16 protein-coding genes are annotated in these 19,355 nt (G+C 71.7%); 4 read left to right on the top strand and 12 right to left on the bottom strand.

All coding sequences use genetic code 11. From position 1 onward, the window contains the following. Nucleotides 1–58 precede the first annotated feature (58 nt). The 4 genes from ACFWCK_RS03830 to ACFWCK_RS03815 are packed head-to-tail and all read right to left on the bottom strand — an operon-like array spanning nucleotide 59 to nucleotide 5,691. Complete coding sequence (locus ACFWCK_RS03830) at nucleotides 59–1,147, bottom strand: mandelate racemase/muconate lactonizing enzyme family protein (protein WP_378804637.1); 1,089 nt, start codon at nucleotides 1,145–1,147, stop codon at nucleotides 59–61. A 24-nt stretch (nucleotides 1,148–1,171) separates the two neighbouring features. Then, a complete protein-coding gene (locus ACFWCK_RS03825; RefSeq protein ID WP_378804636.1) occupies nucleotides 1,172–2,338 on the bottom strand; it encodes an ROK family protein in 1,167 nt (388 codons plus the stop codon). A 28-nt stretch (nucleotides 2,339–2,366) separates the two neighbouring features. Next, nucleotides 2,367–3,308, bottom strand: a complete 942-nt coding sequence (locus ACFWCK_RS03820; RefSeq protein WP_378804635.1) for an acetylxylan esterase — start codon at nucleotides 3,306–3,308, stop codon at nucleotides 2,367–2,369. Then, nucleotides 3,298–5,691, bottom strand: a complete 2,394-nt coding sequence (locus ACFWCK_RS03815) for a glycoside hydrolase N-terminal domain-containing protein (protein WP_378804633.1) — start codon at nucleotides 5,689–5,691, stop codon at nucleotides 3,298–3,300. The genes ACFWCK_RS03820 and ACFWCK_RS03815 overlap by 11 nt, the downstream gene beginning before the upstream one ends. A 128-nt stretch (nucleotides 5,692–5,819) precedes the next feature. Between ACFWCK_RS03815 and ACFWCK_RS03810 the strand changes: the two genes are divergently transcribed. Next, nucleotides 5,820–8,003 (top strand): alpha-galactosidase, encoded by a 2,184-nt coding sequence (locus tag ACFWCK_RS03810; protein WP_378804632.1) that lies wholly within the window; start codon nucleotides 5,820–5,822, stop codon nucleotides 8,001–8,003. 78 nt (nucleotides 8,004–8,081) lie between these two features. Further along, nucleotides 8,082–10,532 (top strand): X2-like carbohydrate binding domain-containing protein, encoded by a 2,451-nt coding sequence (locus ACFWCK_RS03805; RefSeq protein ID WP_378804631.1) that lies wholly within the window; start codon nucleotides 8,082–8,084, stop codon nucleotides 10,530–10,532. A 131-nt stretch (nucleotides 10,533–10,663) separates the two neighbouring features. Here ACFWCK_RS03805 and ACFWCK_RS03800 read toward each other — a convergent pair whose 3' ends face one another. From ACFWCK_RS03800 to pcaH, 8 genes are read right to left on the bottom strand one after another with little or no spacing between them, the layout of a single operon-like run. Further along, nucleotides 10,664–11,833 carry a thiolase family protein gene (locus tag ACFWCK_RS03800; RefSeq protein ID WP_378804630.1) on the bottom strand — a complete coding sequence of 390 codons (1,170 nt, stop codon included), beginning with the start codon at nucleotides 11,831–11,833 and terminating at the stop codon, nucleotides 10,664–10,666. Then, entirely contained in the window at nucleotides 11,830–12,462 is a 633-nt protein-coding gene (locus ACFWCK_RS03795) for a 3-oxoacid CoA-transferase subunit B (protein ID WP_378804628.1), read from the bottom strand. Before ACFWCK_RS03795 ends, ACFWCK_RS03800 begins: the two co-directional genes overlap by 4 nt. Further along, complete coding sequence (locus ACFWCK_RS03790) at nucleotides 12,459–13,196, bottom strand: 3-oxoacid CoA-transferase subunit A (RefSeq protein ID WP_378804627.1); 738 nt, start codon at nucleotides 13,194–13,196, stop codon at nucleotides 12,459–12,461. The genes ACFWCK_RS03795 and ACFWCK_RS03790 overlap by 4 nt, the downstream gene beginning before the upstream one ends. Beyond that, entirely contained in the window at nucleotides 13,193–13,585 is a 393-nt protein-coding gene (gene pcaC, locus ACFWCK_RS03785) for a 4-carboxymuconolactone decarboxylase (protein WP_378804626.1), read from the bottom strand. The genes ACFWCK_RS03790 and pcaC overlap by 4 nt, the downstream gene beginning before the upstream one ends. Next, on the bottom strand, nucleotides 13,582–14,418 hold the full coding sequence (locus ACFWCK_RS03780) for an alpha/beta fold hydrolase (protein WP_378804625.1): 837 nt from the start codon (nucleotides 14,416–14,418) through the stop codon (nucleotides 13,582–13,584). Before ACFWCK_RS03780 ends, pcaC begins: the two co-directional genes overlap by 4 nt. Further along, on the bottom strand, nucleotides 14,415–15,797 hold the full coding sequence (locus ACFWCK_RS03775; RefSeq protein ID WP_378804623.1) for a lyase family protein: 1,383 nt from the start codon (nucleotides 15,795–15,797) through the stop codon (nucleotides 14,415–14,417). Before ACFWCK_RS03775 ends, ACFWCK_RS03780 begins: the two co-directional genes overlap by 4 nt. Further along, the gene (pcaG, locus tag ACFWCK_RS03770) at nucleotides 15,787–16,368 is read right to left on the bottom strand and encodes a protocatechuate 3,4-dioxygenase subunit alpha (protein WP_378804622.1); all 582 of its coding nucleotides are present in this window, start codon (nucleotides 16,366–16,368) and stop codon (nucleotides 15,787–15,789) included. Before pcaG ends, ACFWCK_RS03775 begins: the two co-directional genes overlap by 11 nt. Beyond that, nucleotides 16,368–17,177, bottom strand: a complete 810-nt coding sequence (gene pcaH / locus ACFWCK_RS03765; protein ID WP_378804621.1) for a protocatechuate 3,4-dioxygenase subunit beta — start codon at nucleotides 17,175–17,177, stop codon at nucleotides 16,368–16,370. Before pcaH ends, pcaG begins: the two co-directional genes overlap by 1 nt. Before the next feature lie 120 nt (nucleotides 17,178–17,297). Between pcaH and ACFWCK_RS03760 the strand changes: the two genes are divergently transcribed. Then, entirely contained in the window at nucleotides 17,298–18,050 is a 753-nt protein-coding gene (locus tag ACFWCK_RS03760) for an IclR family transcriptional regulator (protein WP_378804620.1), read from the top strand. Nucleotides 18,051–18,131: 81 nt separating this feature from the next. Beyond that, on the top strand, nucleotides 18,132–19,349 hold the full coding sequence (locus tag ACFWCK_RS03755; RefSeq protein WP_378804619.1) for a 4-hydroxybenzoate 3-monooxygenase: 1,218 nt from the start codon (nucleotides 18,132–18,134) through the stop codon (nucleotides 19,347–19,349). The last annotated feature ends 6 nt before the right edge of the window (nucleotides 19,350–19,355 follow it).

Below are 19,355 nucleotides of genomic sequence, written 5' to 3'. Positions count from 1 at the left end.
TGCGGTCTCGTGGATCCGTGCGACCTCGCCGGGCGGGATCGTGTCGATCCCGCCCGCATCAGAGCACGCGCAGGTCGTCCAGCGCGTCGTCGTCCCAGGCGATGCCGATGCCCGGTGTCTCGGGGGCGGTGGCCCGGCCGTCGACGACCACGATGTCGGCGGTGGTCACGGCGCGCAGCTGCGGGATGTACTCCACGATGCGACCGTTCGGCACGGCCGCGACGAGGCTGAGGTGCAGCTCCATGAGGAAGTGCGGGCAGACCGGTACGTTGAACGCCTCCGCCAGATGCGCGATCTTCAGCCAGGGCGTGATCCCGCCCACCCGCGCGACATCCGGTTGCACGACCGTCGCAGCATCCCGCGCCAGGTACTCCTTGAACTGCGCGACCGAGTACAGCGACTCGCCGACCGCGATGGGGATCGACGTCGAGTCGACGAGCCGGGCGTGCGCCGAGACGTCGTCGGCGGGCAACGGCTCCTCGAACCACGAGATGCCGACCGGTTCGAGCGCGCGAGCGCGGGCGCGGGCGTCGGCCAGGGTCTGGCCCTGGTTCGCGTCCACCATGAGTCGATATCCGGGGCCCACGGCATCGCGGACGGCGGTGAGGCGTTCCACGTCCCGCGCCGGGTCGGGGGAGCCGACTTTGAGCTTCGAGCCCTGCCAGCCGCCGTCGCGGGCGGCGACCGTGTTCGCCACGAGGGTGTCGGTGTCGATGTGCAGCCAACCGCCCTCGGTGTCGTACAGCGGAACCTCCGGGTTCGTGCCGCCTGCCGCGCGCCACAGCGGTTCCCCGTGCGAGCGGCAGCGGGCGTCCCACACGGCGGTGTCGATCGCTGCGAGCGCGAGCGAGGTGATCGCCCCTGTGGTCGTCGCGCGCGTCTGCGAGAAAGCGTGATGCCACACTGCCTCAGGGCGGCGCACATCCTGGCCGATCACGGCCGGGAGCAGATGATCGCGCAGCATCGACAGCACCGCGCGGCCGCCTGTGCCGATCGTGTACGAGTACCCCCGCCCTGACACGCCGCCGTCGGTGTCGAGGTCGACGATGATCGTCTCCTGCTTCAGGAAGGATTGCACGGCGTCGGTCCGGACGGTCTCGACGGGGATGTCGACCAGCGCGGCGCGCGCGGCGGTGATACGGGTCATGACGAGCTCCGGATGCGCGGGTGATCAGCGGACGAGGGACTGGATCGCCGCCGCGGCGGCGCCGCGAGCCCAGTCCTGGAAGGTGTGCGGTCGGGTGACGATGCGGCAACGCGAGGCGGCACCGAAAGCGTGCTCCCGGAAGGCCTCGCGCAGCACCTGGTCGTAAGGATCGAAGTCGGCCGCGGCCTCGCCGCCGAGGATCACGAGCTCCGGGCCGGTGAGGTTCACCAGGGTGGCGATGGCCGTGCCGACCAGCGCCGCGGCTTCGCGGAACGCCGCGTCGGCGACCGGGTCTCCGGCGCGCGCCAGCCGGACCGCCTCGGCGATGTCGATCTCCCTGCCGAGCGCTGCCGAGAGCGACGCCTCGAGTGCGGGGGTGGACGCGACGGCCTCGACGCACCCGTGGCGTCCGCACGGGCAGATCCGCGACGGGTCTGCGAGCGGCAGGTGCCCGATCTCTCCGGAGACGCCGTAGGCCCCGGTCACGACCTGGCCGTTGAGGTGCAGGCCGCTGCCGATGCCGCGGCCGATCGTGACGATCGCGAAGGACTCGGTGCCGAGCCCGACGCCGAACCAGTGCTCGCCGACGGTCAGCGCGTGCACGTCGTTCTCGAGCGTCACCACGCGTCCCAGGCGCTGCCGCAGGGCACCACCCAGATCCTCGTCGCTCCAGCCCATGATCGCCGATTCGCGGACGACGCCGGTCGCCGTATCGACATCGCCGGAGACGGACACGCCGACGCCGGCGATCGACGCGGCCTTCTCGCCGAGCGCCGCCTCCAGCGTGGACACGACGTCGGCGATCGCCATGACGACGGTCTGCGGGTCGTGCGCCGACAGAGTGCGGTGCTCGTCGTGCAGCACGCGCGTGGCGAGGTCGGTGGCCACGCCGATGATCTCGTCGACGTTGACCTTGATCCCGAGCATCACCATGGCATCCGGCACAATCGAGACCGGCGCGGCCGGCCGGCCGGGGTTGCCGTCGCGCTGCGACGCCGGCGGTGCGTCGACGAGGCCCGCGGCCACCAGCGGAGACACGGCCTTGGTGACGGCGGCCTGCGAGAGCCCCGTCTGCCGTGCGATGTCGATGCGGCTGATCGGGCTGTGCGTGAGGATCGTCGCGAACACACGCGAACCCGCCTCCGATGCGGTGCGGATGAGGGTGGTGCGGGTCGCGGTCTCGTCGTTCATCTGATCTTCTCCATCTGCGGGCACGGGGTCACAGGTGCGCGGCGGCGAACTCGATCGCGTTCTCCTCGTCGAGATCACCTCCGGCCTCGTGTCCGTTGTAGGGCCAGAGCACGACCTGCTTCGGGCCGCTGTAGGCGGTGAACGCGGGCAGCACGGTCTCGGGCGGTGCGATGCCGTCGAGCAGACCGGTGCTCAGCAGCGCCGGCGCGGTCGCGCGACGGGCGAGGTTGACCCCGTCGAAGTAGCGCAGGGTATCCAGAGCGGTGGCGACCTCGAGGCGTCGATCCGCGAAGTGCTGCGTGAGCAGCGCGTAAGGATGCTCGCGGCTGAGCAGGGCAGCGCGGTCGAGCTCGCAGAGGAACGGGGCCTGGATGATCGCCGCGCGCAGGTCGGGCACGAGGCCGGCCATCGCGAGGGCGATCCCACCGCCCTGGCTCGCGCCGACGACGCCGACGCGACCCGCGTCCACGACTTCCAGGGCGCGCAGTGCCTCGACGGCGCGCACCGCGTCGGCGTAGACGCCGCGGTAGTAGTACTCCTGGGGTGAGCGGAGGCCGCGGGTGAGGAACCCTCCGGCCGAGGGTCCGCCGCCCGGGCGGTCGTCCTCGGTGGTCCCGTGCCCTTGGCCGCGGGCGTCGACCACGAGATGCGCATAACCGGCCGCCGCCCACCGCAGGTCGCGCAGCGCGTGCCCACGGCCGTTGCCGTAGCCGAAGAACTGGACGAGCCCCGGCAATGCTCCGGTGACGCCGCGCGGCACGCGCAGCCAGGCGTGGATCCGCAACCCGCCGAAGCCTTGGAAGGTGACATCGAACACGTCGATCACCGCGAGGCCGGTCGGATGCGGAGTCAGCGTCACGTCGAGGGGATGTGTGCGGGTCTCGGCGAGGGTGTCGGCCCAGAACCGGTCGAAGTCGGCGGGTTCGGTCTGCGTCGTGGGTACGTCGACATCCGCGAGGTCACCGTGCATCCTGTTCCCCTCGTTCGAAGTCGGCGATCGATAGTTCGATGCTTCCATGGCCGGGCGCCACCAGCGAGATCCGGCGCCCCTCCCAGCCCACTGTGACGCGCCGCGGCACGGGCAGGGCGTTGTGGATGGTCGATGCGGCGAGAGCGCCACCTCGCCAGGACAGGTCGACCCGCAGACCGGTGCGCGCCCGGATGCCCTGGACGTCGCCGTCGGGCCACGTGGAGGGGAGTGCGGGGAGCAGGGCCACGACGCCCTCGTGGCTCTGCACGAGCATCTCGGCGATGGCGGCGGGGAAGCCCAGGTTCCCGTCGATCTGGAACGGCGGGTGCGTGCTGAACAGGTTCGGAAGCAGGCCGCCCCATTCCGATCCGTCGACCGGTCCGTGCCGCGAGGCGTCGCCACCGAAGGGCGTCAGAGCTTCCTCGAGCAGTGCGGCCGCCGCCTCGCCGTCGCCGATGCGGGCGCGCAGCGCGATCTTCCACGCCCACGACCAGCCCATCGCGCCGGGGCCGCGCGCGTCGAGCAGGCGGATCCCCGCCTCGAACAGGAGCGGATCCCGGTCCCTCGTGAGCACGTCGAGCGGGTACATGCCGATCAGCGGAGAGAGATGCCGATGCAGCGGCTCCGCTTCCTCCACGTCCGCCGACCACTCCTGCAGACGGCCGCGGGAATCGATCCAGGCCCGGGCGAGCGCGGCCAGCGCCGCCTCGATCTCGTCGCGCAGCGGATCCTCCAGTCTCAGATCCTCCAGCGCGATGAGGGTGCGCTCGAACAGTGCGGCGATGAGGAAGAGATCGCTCGCCGCGGTGTGACCGAGAGCCGTGTTCGCGCCGTCCGCGGCGACGAAGGAGTTCTCGGGAGAGGTCGACGGCGAGGTGCGGAGGGCTCCGTCCGGACCCGCGATCAGCCAGTCGAGGCAGAACTCGGCGGCTCCGCGCAGGAGTGGCCAGATCCTGGTGCGCAGGAGTCCTCGATCGCCCCCGAACGCGTACGCATCCCACAGGTTGTGGGTGAGCCACACTCCGCCCATCATCCAGATCGCCCAGCTCGCGGCGCCGCGGCCGTTTCCGACGGGCAACGCCCAACCCCAGAGATCCGTGTTGTGGTGAGCGACCCAGCCGCGCGCACCGTAGAGCTTCCGAGCGACCTCGCGCCCGTTCCGTGCGACGTGCTCCACGAGTGCGAGGAGGGGCTCGAACGAGTCGTCGAGGCCGAGCAGGGGAGCGGCCCAGTAGTTCATCTGAGTGTTGATGTTGATCGTGTAGTTGGACGACCAGGCCGGACGCAGTTGATCGTTCCAGATGCCCTGCAGGTTCGCGGGCGGGCTGCCGTCGCGCGACGCCGAGAGCAGCAGGTAGGTGCCGTACTCTGCGATCACGGTCGCGCGCAGCGCAGGATCCGCCCCGTGCAGCACGTCACGATCGACGTCCCAGGTGCCTTCACGTCGGCCGCCGATCGCGAACCGCGCCTGAGCCTGCCGCCGACGGTCGGCGACGTGCTCGTCGACGAGGTCCGATGCGGAGCGGTGTGCTGCCGCATCGGCCTGTTTCCTGGCGCGGTCCCGGATCGCCTCGCGGGAGGCGGTCCGCCACTCCCCGTCCGCGTCGGCCCACCATAACCCGGCGCGAGACGATGTGGAGAGGGCGATCAGCAGCCGTCGGACCCCGTGCAGGCGTGCGCCGGACGGCGTCGCCTCCACGAAACCGTCGGTGTCGAGTGCGACGGCGACCGACGCGAAGGCGTCGAAGTCGTCGTCGGAGGTTGCGTAGCGGTGCGGCGCCGCGGGGGCCTCGTGCAAGGGTGCGCCGTCCACGGGGGCGATGACGTCGAGCCCGATCCCGTGCTCGTGTGCCGCCCCGTGCAGCGGCGTCGAGAGAGCCAGGTCGACCGCGAACTCCGCCTCGCCGGTCAGCTCGACGATCAGCGCGCCGGCGGGCGCGGACACCCACGAGCGACGGCGCACCGGGCCGTTGTCGGTGAGGAGGGTCTCGGTCAGCACCGCATCGTCGAGGTCGAGGATCCGCACCGGGGCTGCGGCGCGCGCACCGGGTATCGCGATCCGCAGATCGGCGAGAGGCAGGAACTCCTGCGAGTACGGCCCCTCGAACGCCATCAGCAGCGCTTCGGCGTCTCGCACCCGGCCGGCGTCGAGAGCCCTCCGCACGTCGGCGAGGCGTTCGGGGCCAGCCCCGTGGGCGAGTACTTCGTGCAGTGCCCGCGCCGGGCCGTCCGGTGTCCCGGACCACACGGTCGCGTCGTTCAGCGCGTATCGAGCGGACGGGCCGCCGAACGCCATCGCGCCGATCCGCCCGTTGCCGAGCGGGACGGCTGCTTCCCACCGGTCAGCAGGGCAGTCCCAGGACAGGCGCAGGGTGTCGGGCATCGGCATCCTCATCGATCGTGCGATCCGGCAGTGGTCGGGGCTGTCGCCGCAGACCTCGGATCTTTGCTTGCACCGCCAGCGTAATCGTGATTAATTACCACTGTCAATAAATGTGAGGGGAACGTTCGATGCTGCACAGCGAGGGTGCTGTCCACACACTGCGAGCCGCGGGAACAGCGGTCGTCGTCGACTGCTCCGCACCGGTTCCGCAGGTGCTGCACTGGGGGGCCGATCTCGGCCTGCTCGACGAGGAGGCGATCCGAGCGCTGCGCGCGACGGCGATCCCCGCTGTGCTGAACAACGCCCCGGACGTACCCCGTTCATTCACGGTGTGGCCGAGCGAGCGCGACGGCTGGGCCGGGACTCCGGCGCAGACGGGGCACCGTTCGGGTCTCGCCACCACGCCGCGACCCGAGCTCGTTTCCGCGCAGGTGGAGCCGGCGCACGACGGCGGCGGACTCCTCACTCTGCGATTCCATGACGCGGTCGCCGGAACCGCCGCGCGGCTCGACCTCCGACTCGACCCCGCAGGGGTGCTCGCGGTGGATCTTTCGGTGCAGAATCCGTCCGACGCGCCGGGCGCCTACATGCTCGACGGCCTGCGAGCCCTGCTGCCCCTGCCGGAGCGCGCCGAGGAGCTGCTCGACCTGACAGGCAAGTGGTGCCGGGAGCGCGCGCCGCAGCGCCTGCCGTTCGCCTTCGGCACGCATTCTCGCCGCGCCCGCAGGGGCAAGCCCGGCCACGATGCGCCGTTCCTGCTGGTCGCAGGGACCCCCGCGTTCGGGTTCGGGCGAGGGGAGGTCTGGGGCGTCCACCTCGCCTGGAGCGGCGATGGGGAGTATCTCGCGGAGCGTCTGCCCGAGGGCGCCGGTGGTTTCTCGCGCACCCTCGGCGCCGGCGAGCTGCTGCGCGCGGGTGAGGTGATCCTGCAACCGGGGGAGCGCTATGACGCGCCCACTGTGCTGTTCGCGTGGTCCGATCGCGGACTCGACGGCCTGTCGTCGCGCTTCCACCGTCGGCTGCGCGCCCGGCGTCAGCACCCGAGCACCCCGCGCCCGCTCGTGCTGAACACGTGGGAGGCGGTCTACTTCGACCACGACCTCGATCGGCTCGTGGAGATCGCCGACCGCGCCGCGGAGGTCGGCGTCGAGCGCATCGTGCTCGACGACGGCTGGTTCCGCGGTCGTCGCGACGACAGTGCCGGGCTCGGCGACTGGCTCGTCGACGAGCAGGTGTGGCCGCAGGGGCTCGGGCCGTTCGTCGAAGCCGTGCGCGCACGGGGGATGCAGTTCGGGCTCTGGTTCGAGCCCGAGATGGTCAACCCCGATTCGGATCTCGCCCGCGAGCATCCCGAATGGATCCTCGCGCCGCAGGAAGGCGCAGGATCCACATCGCGCCACCAGCAGGTCCTGGATCTTGCGGATCCGGACGCTTACGCCCTGGTGATCGAGCGGATCAGCGCCCTCGTCGGGCGGCATCGCATCGACTACCTCAAGTGGGATCACAACCGCGACCTGCTCGAGCCCGTCGGCCGGCGCGACGGCGGCGACCGCCCCCTCGTGCATGCCCAGACCCTCGCGCTCTATCGGATGCTGGACGAGCTGCGCGAGCGCCACCCCGGGCTCGAGATCGAGACCTGCTCGGGGGGCGGGGGCCGCGTCGACCTCGGTATTCTCGAGCGCACGGACCGGGTGTGGGCCTCCGACTGCAACGACCCCGTCGAGCGTGCCCGCATCGAGCGGTGGACGCGTCTGCTCGTGCCGCCGGAGCTGATCGGCTCGCACCTCGGCGCCGAACGCTCGCACACGACCTCACGTCGGACAGATCTCTCGTTCCGGCTCGCGGTGGCGCTCACCGCCCATGCCGGTATCGAGGCCGACCTCACTGCCGCGCCTCCGGAGGAACTCGAGGTGATCGCCGCGTGGGCGGCGCTGTACAAGGAGCTGCGGCCCTTGATTCATCGCGGTGAGGTGGTCAACGCCGACCTCAACGATGACGGCGCCCTGCTCACCGGCATCGTCGCACCCGATCGGGCTCGTGCGCTGTTCACCTGGGCGCGGCTGGCGACCTCCGCGGATGGGCAGACCGGTCGCGTGCGCTTCCCGGGACTCGACGCCGCAGCGCGCTATCGCGTGCGGCTGCGGGACGAGCTCGGCCCGGTGAGCCAGCATCTGGTCGCCGCCCCCGCCTGGATGTCTGGCCTCGCCGACGACGGCGTGGAGCTCCCCGGAACGGTGCTCGCCGTCGCCGGCGTCCCCCTGCCGACCCTGAACCCGCAGCAGGCCATGCTCTTCGACGTCGAACGGATCTGATCCGCCGACGGGATCCACCCTGGGAACCGCGCGACGAGGCGCGGGGTTCACCGCCGAACCCACCGCAGAGAGGAAATCATGAACACCATCGATCGCCGCGCCCTCGGGCAACGCTGGATCGCGGGACTCGCCGTCACCGCCGTCGGCGCGCTGAGTCTCGGATTCGGGGCCGCCGCCCACGCAGCTCCCTCGGCATCCACGCCGACGCACGCCGTGCCTGCCGCGACGACGCCGGACGAACCGCTCGGCGCTCGTCCCTACATGGGCTGGAGCAGCTACAGCATGCAGGTCTACGCGGGCAATGGGTCGAAGTGGATCACCGCTGACCAGATCATCGCCCAGTCCGACGCCATGCATCAGAAGCTGCAGTCCGCAGGCTTCGATCACATCAACATCGACGCGGCCTGGAACGACGGCAACGACGAGTACGGGCGTCCCACCCCCAGCAAGACCCTCTACCCGAGCGGTCTGCAGGCCGTGATCGACCACATCCACGGAAACGGGCAGAAGGTGGGGCTGTACTCCATCCCGGGCGTCTCCCCGGCGGTCTACGAGGCGGCGCTGCCGATCTACGGCGCGCCCGACTGCACCACGGCCGACATCGTCAAGCAGCCGCTGCAGAAGGCCGACTACTGGGGGATCGGCTACGCGCTCGACTTCTCCCGTCCGTGTGCCCAGAAGTACGTCGACTCGATCGCCGACCTGTTCGGGTCATGGGGGATCGACTTCCTGAAGTTCGACAGCGTGACGCCCGGATCCGGGATCGGCGACCTCTCCGTCGACGCGCGCGACGATGTCAAGGCCTGGTCGCAGGCGCTGAAGCGCAACAACATCTGGTTCGAGCTCTCCTGGGCGCTCGACATCCGCTACGCCGACTACTGGACGCAGTACGCGCAGGGCCGGCGGGTCGAGTGGGACGTCGAGTGCTACTGCGAGAACGTCGCGCTCACCAAGTGGGACAACATCGCGCGCCTGTTCCCGCGTGCAGCGGACTGGTGGCGCTATGCCGGCCCTCGCACCGGGTGGAACGACTTCGACTCGCTCAACGTCGGCAACGGCAAGATGGACGGGCTGACCAAGGACGAGCGCCGCACTGCGACCACGCTCTGGGCCGTGTCGGCCGCGCCGTTCTACATCGGCAACGACATGACGAAGCTCGACGACTACGGGATCCAGCTGCTCACCAACGACGAGGTCATCGCCGTGAACCAGGCCGGCCGTGCTGCGCACCCGGTGTCGACCGCGTCTCCGCGTCAAGTCTGGTACGCGAACAACCCGGACGGATCCGTCACCGTCGGGGTCTTCAACCTGGGCCAGACCGACGCCGACATCACCGTGTCTCTGGCGGATGTGGGCCTCACCGGCTCCGCAAAGGTGCGGGACCTCTGGGCGAAGAAGAACGTGGGCTCCGCCGAGGGCACGTTCGTCGCCGGTGATGTCCCCGTGCATGGCGCCCAGCTGTACACGTTCACGCCGACCAAGGGGGCGACGGTCGCCCTCAACGACGACGACGCCCAACTGACCTACACGGGCGCCTGGTCGCGCAACGGCGGAGAAGAGGTCGTCGGAGTGACGCAGAACGTCGTCGCCTCGGTGTTCGACTCCTCGAAGGGCGGATCCGCGCCCGGCACCGCCCCGTCGAACGTCGTCGCCGTCAACGACTCGGATCCGTCGATCGTCTACAACGGCGCGTGGGGCCAGAGCACGGGTCGAGGACTCGGCGACTACCAGGACGACGTGCACTACGCGGAGCCCGACGGCAGCTCCTTCCAGTACACGTTCGTCGGCACCGGCATCGACTGGGTCACGGAGACGCACTCGTCTCAGGGCGAGGCCGACGTGTATGTCGACGGCGTCCTGGTCAGCACGGTCAACACGTATCAGGCCGACGGCCGGGGTGCGCAGCAGACGGTGTTCAGCAAGCGCGACCTCCCGAACGGGAGCCACACGATCCGCGTGGTCAAGAAGTCCGGCCAGTTCATGCTGCTGGACCGGCTCGACGTCGTGAAGGAGAGCCTCGTCGACGTCGACCACATCGCCTTCGATCGAGCGGCTCCGGCCGCCGCGACCGTGCACATCGCGCGCGCATCCAGCGAACTGCTCGGGATCTACCACGGCGACACGGCGCTGACCGCCGGATCGGACTATACGATCGACGGCAACGCCGTGACCCTGTCCACCGCGCTCCTCGGATCGCTCGCCGACGGCGACACCACGCTCGGGTTCCGGTTCCGCGGCGATGTGCGTGACGACGTGCACTGGACGAAGACCGCCAGCGACGCCGTCTCACTGACCTTCACGGGAACGGCGGTCACCGTGACCGGGCCGAAGGCTCCGGATCAGGGCACGGTCGAGGTGTACCTCGACGACAAGCTGGTCGACACGGTCGACGTGCACGACGGCGCGCGTCTGACGCAGCAGCAGCTGTTCGCGAAGACCGGGCTGAAGAAGGGGCAGCACACCCTTCGCCTCGTGCTGAAGACCGGCGACGTGCTTCGCGTCGACGCCTTGTCATACGTGACGCGGTGATCGCGGGCTCGGCCCGACGGCGACAAGCCGTCGGGCCGGGCCGTGCGTCGAGACGCCGCGCCCAGCACGCGGGGTTCTCACAGCGTGCGAGCGCGCCCCGTCGCGTCGACCACGCGAACACGTCGCGACCCCTAACGCTCCAGCACCACGGCCATGCCCTGGCCGACGCCGATGCAGATCGCGACCACGGCGATGCCGCCGCCGCGGCGGGCGAGCTCGTGCGCCGCGTGCCCGAGGATGCGTCCGCCGGACGCGCCGAGCGGGTGACCGATCGCGAGCGCGCCGCCGTGCACGTTCACGCGCTCCGGATCCAGCTCGGGCCAGCCGGCGATGCAGGCCAGCGCCTGCGCGGCGAACGCCTCGTTGAGCTCGACGAGGTCGACATCGGCCCAGGTGCGGCCGGCGCGGGCGAGCGCGGTGTTCGCCGCCTCGATCGGGGCGATCGGGAAGTCGTCGGGATCCACGCCGTGCACCGCGCGCCCGGCGATGCGCGCGAGCGGCACGCCGGGCAGCGCGCCCTCCGCGGCGAGCAGCACCGCGGACGCGCCGTCGCTGATCGGCGACGAGTTCCCTGCGGTGACGGAGCCATCGGCCGCGAACAGGGTCCGCAGTCCCGCGAGCGTCTCGACGCCCGTGTCGTCGCGGATCCCCTCGTCCCGCCCGAGTTCGACGCCCGGGACCGGCACGACCTCGTCGGCGTACACGCCCTCGGCCCAGGCGCGTGCCGCGTGCCGATGCGACCGCACCGCGAACGCGTCCTGCGCCTCGCGGGTGATCCCGTGCCCGCGGGCCGCCTTCTCCGCAGCCTCCCCGTTCGAGATCGTCCAGTGCCGGGGCAGCCGCGGATTGGTCATCCGCCAGCCGATCGCCGTGTTCCACAGGGTCTGGTTGCCGACGCTCGGCCAGGGTCGTGCCGACTTCTCCACGACGAACGGCGCGCGGCTCATCGACTCGACCCCGCCGGCGACGACGAGGGACGCATCGCCGGATTCGATCGCGCGGGCGCCCTGCACGACGGCCTCGAGGCCCGACGCGCAGAGCCGGTTCACCGTGGTGCCGGGCACCGAGGTGGGGAACCCCGCGAGCAGCGCCCCGAAGCGCGCGACGTCGCGATTGTCCTCGCCCGCCTGATTGGCGTCCCCGAGGATCACGTCATCGATCCGGGTCGGATCCAGCTGGGCGCGCTCGGCGATCGCCCGCAGCACGATCGCGGCGAGATCGTCGGGCCGGACGCCCGCGAGCGCGCCTCCGGCGCGACCGAACGGGGTGCGCACGGCGTCGTAGACGAACGAGGCCGTCACGACAGAGCAAGCCCGAGCAGCGCGGAGAGGGAGTCCCGGGTGTTGTCGCCGAACGCCTCGCGCACCGCGAACCCCGTCGGTGTCACGTCGAACACCGCGTGGTCGGTGTAGACACGGGTGACGCAGCCGACCCCGGTCAGCGGGTAGCTGCAGGCCCGCACGAGCTTGGGCCGGCCGTCGCGGGTGAGCAGATCCGTCATCACGAACACCTCCCTGGCGCCGATCGCCAGATCCATGGCCCCGCCGACCGCGGGGATCGCGTCGGGCGCACCCGTGGACCAGTTCGCCAGGTCTCCGGTCTCGGAGACCTGGAACGCGCCGAGTACGCAGACGTCGAGGTGCCCGCCGCGCATCATTGCGAACGAGTCGGCGTGATGGAAGTACGCGGCTCCGGGCAGCGCCGTGACGGCCTGCTTGCCGGCGTTGATGAGGTCGGGATCCACGTGTCCGGGCGCAGGCGCGGCCCCCATCCCGAGCATGCCGTTCTCGGTGTGCAGGATCACCTCCCGCCCGGCGGGCAGCTGGTCGGCGACCATTGTCGGCGCCCCGATCCCGAGGTTCACCGACGCGCCCTCGGGGATGTCCGCGGCGATCCGCGCCGCCAGCTCCGCGCGGCCGATCCGGGTCATGACGCGCCGTCCAGGACTCGGCCCTCCAGATCGACCCCGCCGACGAACTCGCCGTCGCGCAGCCAGAGGCGCTCGCCGACGGCCACCACGCGATCCACGAAGATCCCCGGCGTGACGACCGCCTCCGGATCGAGCGCGCCGAGCGGCACGATCTCGTCGACCTGCGCGATCGTGGTGGTCGCGGCCGTCGCCATGATCGGGCCGAAGTTGCGCGCGGTCTCGCGGTAGACGAGGTTGCCCCAGCGGTCGGCGCGACGGGCGCTGATGAGGGCCACGTCCGCCCGGATCGGGTACTCCAGGACGTACGCGCGGCCGTCGATCGTGCGCTGCTCGCGCCCCTCGACCAGGAGCGTGCCGACTCCGGTGGGGGAGAAGAATGCGCCGATCCCCGCGCCGGCCGCGCGGATCCGCTCGGCGAGGTTGCCCTGCGGCACGAGCTGGAGTTCGATCCTGCCGGTGCGGTAGAGCTCGTCGAAGACCCAGGAGTCCGCCTGTCGGGGGAAGGAGCAGATGATCCGGCGCACGCGGCCGGCGGCGAGCAGGGCGGCGAGGCCGGTGTCGCCGTTGCCGGCGTTGTTGTTCACGATCGTGAGATCGGTCGCACCCTGGGCGATGAGGGCGTCGATCAGCTCGACCGGCTGCCCGGCGCGGCCGAACCCGCCGACCATCACCGTCGCCCCGTCGCGGATCCCGGCGAGCGCGGCGGCGAGGTCCGGGACGGTCTTGTCGATCACGCGAGCCCCTCCTCGGCGAGCACGCGCGCCGCGATCCGGAAGGCGATGTTGGCCGCGGGGATCCCGGCGTAGACGGCCGACTGCAGGATCACTTCGCGGATCTCGTCCACGGTGAGGCCGTTGCGCAGCGCGGCCCGCACGTGCATCGCGAGCTCCTCCTCGTGGCCGAGGGCGATGAGCGAGCTGAGCACGGCGATCGAGCGGGCGCGCCGGTCCAGCCCGGGGCGCGACCAGACATCCCCCCACGCGACACGGGTGAGGAAGTCCTGGAAGTCGGTGGTGAAGGCGGTCGTGCCGGCGATCGCGCGGTCCACGTGCGCATCGGACAGCACCTCGCGGCGCACCGCCATGCCCTGGGCGCGACGCTCGTCATCGGTCGATGCGCTCATGGTCGGATCCTCTCTTCGGTCTCGGCGGACGCCGCCGCAGTCGGGTCTTGGTCCGGCCCGCCGTCGCGCCCGGCGAAGAAGGCCGTGAGCAGCCGGGCGACGGCGGCGGGGTCGTCCACGGGCGCGAGATGGGAGGCGTCCGGGATCCCGATGGCGCGACCGTCGCGGACGCCCTCGGCGATCCGGAGGGCCGAGGCCTCGGGGGTGACCGCGTCGTGTCCGCCCCACACCGCGAGCACCGGGGCGGTGATCTCGCAGAGGCGATCGCGCACGTCGTAGCAGGCGAGCGCCTCGCAGCAGCGAGCGTAGCTCTCGTCGTCGGCGTTCTGCAGCACGTGCAGCAGGCGTCCGACCTGGTCGGCGTGCGCGGCCACGGATCCGGGAGCGAACCAGCGCTCTGCGGATCCGGTCAGCAGCGCCGAGGTCGACTGCGCGCGCACCTGGGCGGCGCGCTCTCGCCAGCTCGCCGGCGTGGCGATGACCGCGCCGGAGCAGAGGATCGCGGCGCGCTCGACGAGGCCGGGGTGGCGCAGGAGCAGTTCGAGCCCGACCGCACCGCCGAGGGAGACGCCGGCGTAGCGGATCCGCGAGGCGCCGAGGGAGCCGACGAAGTCCGCGACGGCGTCCGCCAGATCGCCGACCGTGAACGAACCCGTCGCCGGTTCGGAGGCGCCGTGCCCCGGCAGGTCCCAGGCGACGACCCGGTGCTCCGCGGCGAGCACCGGCAGCGCCGTCTCCCAGACGATCGTCGAGGTGCCGAGCGACGGGCCGAGCACGAGCAGCGGTGCGCCCTCGGGGCCGACCGGGGTGGAGAAGGTCAGGGCGGTCGTCACGGCCGGATCCCGTCCTGCAGGGCGCGGTGGATCGCGTCGTCGGTCATCCGCGCCGCCAGTCCGGTGTAGCGAGCGGGGTCGAGCAGGGCGTCCACGTCGAGCCCCGCAGCCTCAGGGAGCGCTCGCACCCGGCCGGCGAGATCGCCGTCGGCCGCCGCGCCTGCGATCAGTGCGTCGAACCGGGCCCGACCGATCCGAGGCACCAGCACCAGTGCGAGCCGTTCGCCGACGACGAGACCGTCGGTGAGGTCCAGGTTCGCCCGCGCGCGATCGGCGTGCAGCGTCAGGTGCGCGGAGAGCGTCACCGCGCGAGTGCCGGATCCGACCGCGAGGCGCAGCAGCTCCTGCAGTGCCGGCCACTCGGCGTGCCAGGCGCCGTCCGGTCGCTCGTCGACGGCGAGGCCGGCGGCGATGTGCAGCGTCGCCGCGAGGCCGGGTGCGCGCATCGCCGCTGACCGCAGCAGCACGGCGTCGACGGGGTTGCGCTTCTGCGGCATGGCGCTCGATGCACCGCCGTCGGCGACGGTGGCCTCGCCGACCTCGGTGCGTGCGAGCTGCGCGACGTCGCTCCCGAAGACGCCGAGCGCCGCGATGACGGCGACCAGCGCGTCGCCGAGCTCGAGGACGGGCCATCGGTCGGTGTGCCAGGGGGCCGTGGGCTTGCGCAGGCCGACCTCCTGGGCGAACGCTCCGGGGAGCGCCGCCGCGGCATCCTCGCCGAAGAGTTCGACGAACGAGGCGAGGGTGCCTCCGGCGCCGCCGAGCTGAGCCGGGAGGAGGTCGGCCACCGCGGCGAGGCGACGTCGGGCGCGGCCCAGCGCGTCCAGCCAGCGGGCGGCGCGCAGGCCGAGAGTCGTGGGCACCGCGTGCTGGGTCAGGGTGCGCGCGACCGCGGGATCGTCGATGTGCTGCTGCGCAAGGCGGAGGATCCCGCCTTCGGTGGCGCGCAGCAGCACATCGAGCCGGGAGCAGATGTCGTGTCCGGCCAGCATCAGGGCGGTGTCCAGGACGTCCTGGCTGGTCGCGCCGCGGTGCACCCACGCGGATGCGTCGGGGTCATGCGCGGCCACGCGGGCCCGCACCTGCGGGAGCAGCGGGATCACCGGGTTGCCGTCGGCGATCGACGACTGCGCGAGCCCGGTGGTGTCGAGGTCGAACCACGGTTCGCGCCATGCCGCGAGCGCCGCCTCGCCGACGGCGGCCGGTGCGACCCCCACCCGGACGAACGCGCGCAGCAGCGCCAGCTCGGTGCCGACCAGGGCGTGCGCGACCGCACGGTCGGAACCGTCCTGGAGATCGGCCGTCAGCGGTGACAGCAGGCCGCCCGCGGCGAAGAAGTCGCCGGGGCCCGGCTTGGAGGACGCTCGTTCAGAAGACAAGGAACACCGTCTCTCGCTCGCCCTGCAGGCGGATGTCGTGGTGGAGGCTCCCGTCGTCGGCGCGAGTCGAGACCAGCGTGGCACGCTCATCCGCGGAGAGGGTCGAGAGCAGCGGATCCGCGGCGAGGATCCGGTCCGCGACCGGCAGGTAGATCCGGGTGTGCAGCTTGTCGGGAAGGCCGCGCGCGTAGACGATCGCGGCGAAGAAGGGCGCGCCCGTGCCGGTGGATCCGGGTTCCCTGGTCCAGAACTCGTAGCGGCCCTCGTCAGTCGTGAACGAGCGCCCGAAGCCGGTGAAGGTGTGATCGTCGCGCCGGAAGGATCCCCGGGCGCGGGGAACGGATCCGTCGGCGTCGGCACCGAAGATCTCGATCATCGCGTCGGGGATGGGGGCGCCGGCGCCGTCGCGCACGGTGCCGCCGAGCAGCACCGCTCCGGGGCTGTGCGGGAAGGCCACCTCGTGCATCTTCGGATACTCGGTGCCGTACGCGAAGAACGGCCCGACCGTCTGGCCGGCGGTGGGTTCGTGGGTGCGCGCGGGGACGCGCGGGGCGAGGCCGTCGGGCGCCATCAGTGCTCTCCGTCCTGCTCGGACCAGGTCGCATCCGGGCCGTCGATCACGATGTCCCAGCGATACCCGGTGGAGAACTCCGGGGTGGTCAGATCGTGGTCGTAGGTCGCGACGAGCCGATCGCGGTCGGCCTGGCGGCGGATCGTGTTGTAGATCGGGTCGAGGGCGAACAGCGGGTCGCCCGGGAAGTACATCTGCGTGACGATGCGCTGGGTGAAGGAGCGGCCGAAGATCGAGAAGTGGATGTGGGCCGGGCGCCAGGCGTTCACGTGGTTCTTCCACGGATAGGGCCCCGGCTTGATCGTCGTGAAGAGATACTCGCCGTGATCGTTCGTGATCGCGCGTCCCGCACCGGTGAAGTTCGGATCCAGCGGGGCCGGGTGCTGGTCGCGCTGGTGGATGTAGCGCCCAGCGGAGTTGGCCTGCCACAGCTCGATGAGCTGGTTCGGAACCGGCCGCCCCCAGGAGTCGAGCAGGCGTCCGCGGACGGTCATCCGCTCGCCGATCGGCTCGCCCGCGTGCTGGACCGTCAGGTCGGATTCGATCGCGGCGACGTCGCGCTGTCCGAAGGCGGGGGAGAACAGCTCGATGGTCTCCGGGTCGACCAGCCTCGGGTTCTTGGTGGGGTGCCGGAGGAGGCTGGACCGATACGGCGGGAAGTCGTGCATCGTGCGCGGCAGGTCCTCGCCGGCCGCGGTGCGGCGGAGATACTCGGCGTGCAGAGCGCCGATCTCCGCGGTGATCTCGGCCTGGGTCAGCTGGTCGGGGGCGGCGAGCAGCGACTCCGGCGCGGCGGCGGTGAGTTCCATCGGTCCTGTCTCCTTCGACCGGGTGGGGCGACTCCGACAGCGTCCCGCGTGCCCCGGGCGCGCGGCCCGGGATTCCCGCTCAATGGGAACCGGATCGGAGATCGATGGCATCCTGGACGCATGGCCAACTCCTCCTCGGGCGACTCGGTGACCGACCGGCTGCTGCGTGTGCTCGAGACGTTCACGCCGACGCGTACGGTGCAGACCGCGGCGGAGATCGGGCGCCGCGCGGGGCTGCCCTCGTCGACCGCGCACCGCGTCGTAGGGGAGCTCGTCGAGGTCGGTCTGCTCGAGCGCGACGAGGACCGCCGGATCCGCATCGGCATGCGGCTCTGGGAGCTCGCGACCCGTTCGTCGCAGGCGCTGCGCCTGCGTCAGGCCGCGCTGCCGTTCATGGAGCGGGTGCAGGCGCGCATCAGGGAGCACACCCAGCTCGCGATCCTGGAGCAGGACGAGGCGCTGTTCCTGGAGCGCCTGTCCGGCCCCGACTCGGGGTCCAACGTCACGCGGGTCGCGGGCCGCCTGCCGCTGCACGCCTCGTCCTCGGGGCTCGTCCTGCTCGCCTTCGCCGGGAGGGACCTGCAGGAGCGGATCCTGTCCGGCCCGCTCGTGCCGCTCACGCGTGAGACGATCAGCGATCCGGGGATCCTGCGCCGCAAGCTCGCGGAGGTGCGCCGGCTCGGTCACGCCGTCGCCCCGGGGTCGATCGAAGTGGTCTCGACCGGCGTCGCCGTGCCGATCCGTGACGAGACGGGGACGGTCATCGCGGCTCTCTCGAGCGTGCTGCGCCGGGACGCGCAGACCGACGTCGCCCTCTACGAGCTGCATGCGGCCGCCCGCGACACGGAACGGGCGCTCGGCTTCCGGCGCTGAGGCCCCCAGTTCTCGTTCAACGGGAATCCTGCGGCGGGGTGGCCCGTGCCGGGCGAAGCTGGCGCAGTCGAAGGAGACCCCATGACCCCCACCATCCGCACCCAGGTCGCGATCGTCGGCGCGGGGCCGGCAGGGCTCCTGCTGTCCCACCTGCTCGCCGGGGCCGGCATCGAATCCGTCGTGATCGACCGCCGTTCGCGCGCCGAGATCGAGCAGACGATCCGCGCGGGGATCCTCGAACAGGGCACCGTCGATCTGCTCGTCCAGACGGGCGCCTCGACCCGTGTGCTCGCCGAAGGGCACCGGCATGACGGCATCGAGCTGCGCTTCGGGGGCGAGGGTCTCGAACAGGGCGCGCACCGGCTGGACTTCCCTGCGCTGTGCGGGCGCAGCGTGTGGCTCTATCCGCAGCACGAGGTGCTGAAGGATCTCGTCGCCGCGCGCCTCGCCGCGGGACAGGATCTGCGCTTCGGGGTCTCCGCGGCCGAGGTGCGCGACGACGATCCGGGCCGCTCGCGCGTGATCGCGGTCGATGCCGAGGGCGCGCCCCTCGAGATCGAGGCGGATGTCGTGGTCGGCGCCGACGGCGCCCACGGCGTCGTGCGGCGCGCCGTGTCGGGATCCGGTCGCGGCTTCTTCCGGGAGTACCCGTTCGCCTGGTTCGGCATCCTGTGCGAGGCGCCGCCCAGCAACGACGTGCTCATCTACAGCAGCTCCGACGGCGGCTTCGCCCTGATCAGCCAGCGCAGCGACACCGTGCAGCGGATGTACTTCCAGTGCGATCCCGGCGCCGACCCCGCCGCGTACGACGACGGGCGGATCTGGGAGGAGCTGCAACGGCGGGTGCCCGGCACGACCCTGAACGAGGGGCCGATCATCCAGCGCGACGTGCTGCGGTTCCGCAGCTTCGTGGCGGGCGAACTGCGCCGCGGGCGTACCGTGCTCGTGGGCGACGCCGCGCACACGGTGCCGCCGACCGGGGCCAAGGGGATGAACCTCGCGGTCGCCGACGTCGTGCTTCTCGATCGCGCGATCCGCGCCCTGCTCCTGGACGGCGACGAACGCCTGCTCGACGAGTACCCCGACACGGCATCGCGGCGCATCTGGAAGGCGCAGCACTTCTCCTGGTGGATGACGACCATGCTGCACAGCGCCGCGGGGGAGGACGGCTTTGACCGCCGCCGAAGACTCGGCGAGCTGCGCAGCGTCACCGAGTCCGAGGCCGGCCGCCGCTACCTCGCCGAGGCCTACACGGGCTGGCCGTTCGAGACGGGAACCGTGTTCCACGACCGGCACTGAGCGAGC

It is taken from the genome of Microbacterium sp. NPDC060117, assembly GCF_042729315.1.
Lineage (GTDB): Bacteria > Actinomycetota > Actinomycetes > Actinomycetales > Microbacteriaceae > Microbacterium.
The sequence above is the reverse complement of the archived record's forward strand: the minus strand, read 5'-3'. Positions and strand labels throughout refer to the sequence as shown.